Origin of the sequence: Rodentibacter mrazii (assembly GCF_001998825.1) — a bacterium.
GTDB lineage: Bacteria > Pseudomonadota > Gammaproteobacteria > Enterobacterales > Pasteurellaceae > Rodentibacter > Rodentibacter mrazii.
In genome coordinates, this window is record NZ_MLHG01000002.1 from 1 (window position 1) to 7,117 (window position 7,117).

General features: G+C 34.8%; 7 protein-coding genes. 1 reads left to right on the top strand and 6 read right to left on the bottom strand.

Going from position 1 to position 7,117, the window contains the following annotated elements:
* The 5 genes from BKK47_RS00015 to mutY form a co-directional block, all read right to left on the bottom strand.
* A partial coding sequence (locus tag BKK47_RS00015) for a tetratricopeptide repeat protein (protein ID WP_482822352.1) occupies nt 1-551 on the bottom strand: 551 nt, incomplete at its 3' end.
* A gap of 119 nt (nt 552-670) precedes the next feature.
* Nucleotides 671-2,296, bottom strand: a complete 1,626-nt coding sequence (locus BKK47_RS12395; RefSeq protein WP_077492911.1) for a transferrin-binding protein-like solute binding protein — start codon at nt 2,294-2,296, stop codon at nt 671-673.
* A gap of 855 nt (nt 2,297-3,151) precedes the next feature.
* Entirely contained in the window at nt 3,152-4,231 is a 1,080-nt protein-coding gene (gene mltC, locus BKK47_RS00025) for a membrane-bound lytic murein transglycosylase MltC (protein ID WP_077492912.1), read from the bottom strand.
* Nucleotides 4,232-4,244: 13 nt separating this feature from the next.
* Nucleotides 4,245-4,517 carry an oxidative damage protection protein gene (locus tag BKK47_RS00030; protein ID WP_077492913.1) on the bottom strand — a complete coding sequence of 91 codons (273 nt, stop codon included), beginning with the start codon at nt 4,515-4,517 and terminating at the stop codon, nt 4,245-4,247.
* Nucleotides 4,495-5,628 (bottom strand): A/G-specific adenine glycosylase, encoded by a 1,134-nt coding sequence (mutY, locus tag BKK47_RS00035; protein WP_077492914.1) that lies wholly within the window; start codon nt 5,626-5,628, stop codon nt 4,495-4,497. The genes BKK47_RS00030 and mutY overlap by 23 nt, the downstream gene beginning before the upstream one ends.
* 217 nt (nt 5,629-5,845) lie before the next feature.
* Here mutY and rpmE point away from each other — a divergent pair, with 217 nt between their 5' ends.
* A complete protein-coding gene (gene rpmE / locus BKK47_RS00040) occupies nt 5,846-6,058 on the top strand; it encodes a 50S ribosomal protein L31 (protein ID WP_005655540.1) in 213 nt (70 codons plus the stop codon).
* Nucleotides 6,059-6,165: 107 nt separating this feature from the next.
* Here the strand turns inward: rpmE and BKK47_RS00045 are convergent, their stop codons facing one another.
* Complete coding sequence (locus BKK47_RS00045; protein ID WP_244149089.1) at nt 6,166-7,035, bottom strand: hypothetical protein; 870 nt, start codon at nt 7,033-7,035, stop codon at nt 6,166-6,168.
* Nucleotides 7,036-7,117: the final 82 nt, after the last annotated feature.

The following is a 7,117-nucleotide window of genomic DNA, read 5'->3' on the forward strand; positions in this document are numbered from 1 at the left end:
ATATCTCTTGGATTAATCGTTTTGATTGCTCTTAATTTTTCAAATTGAGATTTAGAGGCTTTAAATTCTTGATTATAAAATAGAGTTTCTGCTAATTGATAGCGAATAAAATGATTATCAGGAAAGTGAGAAAGTAATTTTCTATAAGCTTCTACTGATTTATTTAAATCAGAATCTCTCAGTAAAATAGCATTCGCCCAATCAACCAAAGAAGGATCGGCATTTGGTACATTTTTATATAATTTGATATATCCTGGCAATATAGATTTATTAGGTGTTACTAATGCATCTACAATAAGCTTTTCTAAGATTTCAGGGTTCTCAACAAGTTGTCTTCCTGTATAGTGTATATATTTTTGTTCATGAGTATTTTTCTCTACTTCAGTTGACAATTGTTCCTGTCTTAATAAATCTGTTTTGAGAGTTTTAATATCTAAACCACTTGTTGCTTTAATCTTCGTTTGTTCAGGATCTCTTTCATGAAAAGTATTTGCGTAGGTAATAGAAGATACAGTACAAAAGGTTAAAAGGAATAAGGTTGATTTTTTCATATAAACTATCCCATAGTTTTTCCACAAAAATTATTTAATTTAGCGTAAAAATTTAAATATAAAATAAAAGCAGCCCATGTTAAGAGCTGCTTTTACATAAGGACTAACAATAATATAAATTAGTTATTGTTATCGGTTTTAACACCCCATACAGAGGTTTTACCTGCTGGTTGATATGGAGTCTCTTGAACTTTAGCACCAAATACTGCACCCCAGCTTTCTTTAGCATTAGTTGATTTACTTGCTAACGTACCACCTAATTCTTCAGCTTGTTTGCCGAATAAGTTACCGTTAAATGTACCTGCAGCACTATCTAAAGTACGGGTAGATGAACCTTCGATAGAGCCATTGTTTGCTAAAGTACCTTTAAAATTAGCAATTTGTTGGTTAGATTTTTTACCGTCAACAGACCATACATCGTATAATTGACCAGTTACACCTTTAGTTGCTAAGTCAATTTTAGCTGCAACGTGGGTACCACTTACTAGCTGTGGTAGATCATATGTTGGATTTTCACCAATTGCATTAGGAACTTTACTTACATCTGGTTTATTTGCGTTTGGCGCAACGTGTGTAAAGCCATAAGTTACAGCATGACCCTGATAATTTAACTCACCAGATGCTTTATCTGCACCATGATAAGCTTTAGCTAGATCACGAGTTAAGTTAGCGTTGTAAACAACACCATCTCTTTCATCTGTACCACGATAGAAGTAGCTATTTTCAGTACCTTTTTCACCGTACTCTCCATAACTTACTACTCTGGTGCCATTTTCACCAGCATCCACACCTTTTTTGACTTGTGCTAATTCAACATCATCTAATCTTGATGTTACACGACCGTATTGAACGTGGTTAAGTTTGCCATCTTTATAAGCATAAGAGTCTTTTTTATCTTTTGCTAAGAATGGTGCATTTGCTAATGTAGTCTCACCAGCTAATGTAGTTTTACCAGCTACTGTAGTTGTCGCCTCTGTTCCTTTTAGTGAATCTCCATCAACAAAAGTTCTGTGTCCATAAACTTCAGCTACAGTATCTTTACGATCTCGGAAATCATTTCTCACAGCAACTTTGGAGTTAGAACCTTTTACTACGTCATCAGTTGGAATATAGTTAGTACGGCCCTCTTGGTAAACTAAAGCCGAACCAGTGTTTGTTCCTGCTGTTTCTGTTTTAGTATCAGTTTTAACACCACGAGCTTGACCACTTGTTTTTGTTTCGCCATTAGCTGTGTTATAAATGTGTCCTAAAGTAAATTCACCAGTAGTGTTATTTGTATTACCACGGAAATCAAAATCTTCTACATAGCCAATAGGAGCATTTTTAACTGGATTACCGTTTTTATCTAAAGGAATAGATACAACAACAGTATCTAAGCTTGGATGTAATTTAACATCCATTTTGTCTGAACGACCAGTAGACTCAGAAGATTTTCTAGTTTTATCTTCACCTTCAATGTTAAGAATGAAATTAGAATCTGTTTTCTTAACTAATTTGTGACCAAAAACTGCTGAATTTTTAACTTTATTTTCTGCTTCTTCAGCTGCTTTTTTTTCTGCTTCGGCTTTAGCCTTAGCTTTAGCTTCAGCCTCTGCTTTAGCTTTAGCAGCAGCTTGTTGAGCTTGTTCGGCTTTAGCTTTAGCTTCAGCAGCTGAATTATCTGAACCGCCACTTGAACCACAAGCTGATAAGATAGCAGCGCATACAAGCGTTAAGCTAAATTTAACTAATTTAGAATTTTTCATTTCGAAATACCTTTATAATATTTAAAACTTTGAACATCCAGTCTTGGATCTTTTTCGCAAGAAAAAGATCCCCCTTTTGTATACAAAAGGCTGGCTGGCAGCCTTTCAGGCGAATTTATATCAAATATAAATATAGAAATCAAACACTTTGTGAAACAAAAAAGTAAATAACTAACAAGAGGCTAAAAAAACATCTTTAGGTGAGCAAGAAATAAACAGATTGATGCTTGCTTTTTACTACTTACTTTTCCTTACTATTATCGATAATATGTTTTAAATTAAGTATGCGGTAATTTATACAAAGTCATTCATAAATAGCTTATGAGTATCCAACAAAAAACCAATACTAAGTTACTTACCTTTGGATGAGATTAACATTTTGGGGTAATTGAATAGTGGATATATATCAAGTGCGGTCAAAAATATTGATGATTTGATTGTTTGATTTTGCGTAAACGGAAGCATTACAATCATTTTTTATCTGATGACAAAGTATTTTACATTTACCTAAAGTCTTTTGGTTGCGAAATTTATCAACACTTAATAGCTAAAAAAACCTCTTTCCAAACATTATACTTGAGTGGAAAATCGCCCCCCCCCCCCGGATTAAGAAACTATAATGAAGAAATATTTCCTGTAACAAGCTTTTGTAGTTATTTCCGAGAAAAGGTTGAAAAATGGTGATTTAATCACATTAATTTACTTTTTCACAGACTAAAATTCGCATGCCTGAAAATTAGTTCGGGAGCATTGGTGCTATGAATTATTAGAGAGGATACTTGTTGAACGAAAGGTGAGCGCTGGACGATCACCTTTAAGCTAAGACTAGGTTTATATAGAATTTTTGATGATAGCCTATCGTCTTACACGGAATTTTTTCTGTGCTTGATCGACTTTCAAAAGATAGTTACGTGCTTGTGATGACGGATGTGCCGTTGTCAAAATACGGTAAACCTGTTCAGGATACATTTGATTGATTTTGTAAATAGCTTCATCTTTATCATTATCAAATACACGTAATACAGCACCAGCACCACTGTTGTAAGCGGAAATCATCGCAAATCGTTTAGACGTTGGATTAGTAATACCGTCTAAATATCGGTTTTGTAGAAGCCATAAATAGGCTACTCCGGCATCAATATTATTTGCCGGATCGTACAGGTAACGTGTAGAAGGTTGACCTCCCCGACCTTTCATCTCAAAGACATCACGCCCTGCCGTATGCGGTACGACTTGCATTAATCCGATGGCGTTAGCATAGCTAATGGCGTAAGGATTGAAGCTGGATTCGGTTCGCATAATTCCCAAAATTAAACTTTCATCAATACCATAACGTTGCGCAGCTTTGCGTATCAATGGCAAATATTTTTGTGCGCGGACTTCAACGTGGTTAGCAATCATCGGAATCGCAACAAACTGTACCATATTACCATTTTGTAATCGGCGGGTTTGTAATTTATTTTGAATTAAATAAGTTGCAAAATTGCTTGCAATAAATTGGTTTGCAATTTGTTGTCCATTATTATCGACTACTTGCCCTAACAGGAAAGGTCTTGAACTAATTGGCACATCACCTGACGCAAATAAATCAATTCCCTTTGCATCCGATCCCATTAATAGAGTGTGTACAATGGCGTTATGTAATCGATTGAGATCTTTTTGAGTCTCAATCACAATATTACCTTCATCAAAACTCACGTGGCTACGAGTATAAAAAGAATCAGTGTATTTCACATAATCTTTACGACTCGCAACAAGCAGTTCATTAACCCCCCAAATGCGGTCAATATTATGAGAGAATTGTCCGGTGAGAATATCCAATCCTTGTGTGTCTTTCGCAAACACTTCATCGTAATTAATACCTCGATGACGGTTAGACGAATCACCACAAGCATACAAAAGTGGCAGTAATGCCAATAACAAATACTTTTTCATTATTTTATTGCCATTAATTTGATGGGGGAACATAGCCTTCAATATGTACATCTTTGCCTTCAAACAAAAAATTTACCATCTCCTGTTCGAGTAATTTACGATGTTCCGTATTCATCATATTGAGTTTTTTCTCATTGACGAGCATCGTTTGTTTTTTTATCCATTCTCCCCAAGCCTGCTTACTGATTGAGTCAAAAATCCGCTTGCCCAACTCACCGGGATAAAGCTGAAAATCTAAACCTTCAGCCTCTTTTTTGAGATGCTCACAAAATACTATTCTCGCCATGATTACTCCTTACAAATTGTGTTAATAGATTTTTTACAGGTTGTGCCAACCCGATTTGTTGAGGATTTTTCGGATCATACCAATATTTGACCGCACTTGATAGATTTGGTTTATATTCTTTTGTTTTTTCCATCACTTTATACCAATCTCGATTTTCCTGTTCAGCTTGAATATTGTCTATTTCAGCATAAATAGGATGAATATCTAAATGAAAATGACTAAAGGTATGACGAAAGCTTGACCAAGCTTGATAGTGCGAGATTCCCTCGCTTATTAAATAAGCCTGTAAATCTTCTTGTGATTCAAATTGTGGAAAACAAAATAATCCGCCCCATAAACCTGAGTTTTCCCTTTGTTCTAACCATACTTTGCCATTTTTCGACAGAATCAAAAAATATGTTTCTTTTTCCGGTAACGTTTTTTGGGGTTTTTTAGCGGGAAATTGTGTCCAACTTTCATTTTTATAGGCTAAACAGTCTTTTTTCAGAGGACAAAGATCACATTTGGGTTTTGTTCGTGTACAGAGCATAGCGCCAATATCCATCATAGCTTGATTAAAATCCGCCACATGCTCCATCGGTGTGACTTGCTCGGTTAAGTGCCATAAATGATTTTCTACTTTTTTCTCTCCTGACCAACCCTTTACTTCAAAATAGCGTGAAAGTACACGTTTTACATTTCCGTCTAATATCGGGTACGGTTGCTCCAATACGGAAGATAAAATTGCACCGGCAGTAGAACGCCCCACCCCCGGTAATGCCCAAACCTGATCAAAATCAATGGGGAAATTTCCATCAAATTCATCTCGAATTTTTTGTGCCGCTTTATGCAAGTTTCGCGCTCGTGCGTAATAGCCTAGCCCTGTCCACAAATGAAGCACTTCATCTTGTGAAGCATTAGCAAGTGCGGTCACATTTGGAAAAGTTTTGATAAATCGTTCAAAATAAGGAATAACGGTTGCAACCTGCGTTTGTTGCAACATCACTTCTGAAAGCCAAACGCCATACAATGTTTTGTTTTGTTGCCAAGGCAAGTGTTTACGTCCGAATTTGTCATACCATTGTAGTACGGATTGTGCAAAAGGAGCATTAGGGGAAGATTGGGCTAACATAACTTTCCTGAGTCAAAAGTGCGGTCAAAAAATTAAATAAATTTTTATTGTTTCTCAAAGAAAACAAGGGGAGATTTTACCATTTAGCCCCTCTTGATCAATCTGATTTTTTCAGTATAATTTGCGGTCTATTTGGTGCCGGATAACGGCGATTATTAACTCACGCGGTGTAAGAAGAAAGTTCTTATAGCGGCGTGGCTTCATTTTGAGGTTTTCTATGAAACAAGGTATTCACCCAGAATATAAAGAAATCACAGCGACTTGCTCATGCGGTAATGTGATTAAAACCCGTTCAACTTTAGGTAAAGACATCAACCTTGATGTGTGTGGTAACTGTCACCCATTCTATACCGGTAAACAACGTGTTGTAGATACCGGCGGCCGTGTTGAACGCTTCAATAGCCGTTTCAAAATTCCAAGTTCAAAATAGTTATAAAGTAAAAAAACCTCGCTTATGCGAGGTTTTTCTTACAATGGAAATCATCTAAGAAAACCTTTTATCAATAGGTATAGTAAACAAACAAGTATGTCCATTACTTATCTTAAGTTAAATTTATTAAAGTTTTCCAATATATTATTTTCATCAAGCATATGTTCAGGAATGCGCCCTTCAAGCTTATTCTCTTTAATGTATTGTTTCATATCAAATTCACGTAATGGTATCCATTCATCTTTATTAAATGTTGAACGATGACTTTTAACAATTGGGAAGTGCCAATTAGCTAAGATACTAAATATCTTTCTATGTCTCTTAGGTAAATAGAGAATTTCATAAGCTATAAATCTTTTTTTCTCCCAGCCTCGATAAAAATCAAATTTAATATCTTCATTATACAAAATCCAACTATCTCCTGGTTCTACTATAGGGTTAATTTTATTAACATAAACGATATTATTTTGACAATGAACATTCATTCTACTCAAAATAACAATGTCTCGTTTTCTAACAGGTAAGCGACAGAGATCTTCCAAAGCTTCTGTATCCCAAATATGATCTGCATCTAGCTTAATTATCCATTCATTCTTGGGTAATTTTTCCCAAACAAAATTATAATAGGTATCTAATCTATATCTTTCATTTATAATATCTTCTTTGTATCTTTCATCGTAAGGAGGTATTAGGTCAAAAGGGTATTCCAAAGGAATAAATTGCGGATATTTCTTACAAAAATCTAAAATATATTCTTTTGTACCATCTGTGCAAGAATTAAATCCTATCACACCACCAGATAAACAAGATAAAAAACTGTTAAAACAGGTATCTATAGTTTTAATCTCATTATGCACACGGATAAAAGCATAAGGTTTTATAGGCTTTCTTAATTTATATAACTTTTGTAAGCCTATATCAACAGTTAATGTTCTTGTTAAATTTGTATAAAATTTTAGAAAATTATATATATTCATATTTTATCTCTTCTTAATAAATAACATATTATTTCAAATAGGCTTTAGTGCTAATACCCTGTACAGATTTATAGAGGCTAGT

Bases quoted from the DNA above. Each gene is read 5' to 3' on its own strand.
- BKK47_RS12395 (WP_077492911.1), bottom strand. From the start codon at position 2,296: ATGAAAAATTCTAAATTAGTTAAATTTAGCTTAACGCTTGTATGCGCT.
- mltC (WP_077492912.1), bottom strand. From the start codon at position 4,231: ATGAAAAAGTATTTGTTATTGGCATTACTGCCACTTTTGTATGCTTGT.
- BKK47_RS00030 (WP_077492913.1), bottom strand. From the start codon at position 4,517: ATGGCGAGAATAGTATTTTGTGAGCATCTCAAAAAAGAGGCTGAAGGT.
- mutY (WP_077492914.1), bottom strand. From the start codon at position 5,628: ATGTTAGCCCAATCTTCCCCTAATGCTCCTTTTGCACAATCCGTACTA.
- rpmE (WP_005655540.1), top strand. From the start codon at position 5,846: ATGAAACAAGGTATTCACCCAGAATATAAAGAAATCACAGCGACTTGC.
- BKK47_RS00045 (WP_244149089.1), bottom strand. From the start codon at position 7,035: ATGAATATATATAATTTTCTAAAATTTTATACAAATTTAACAAGAACA.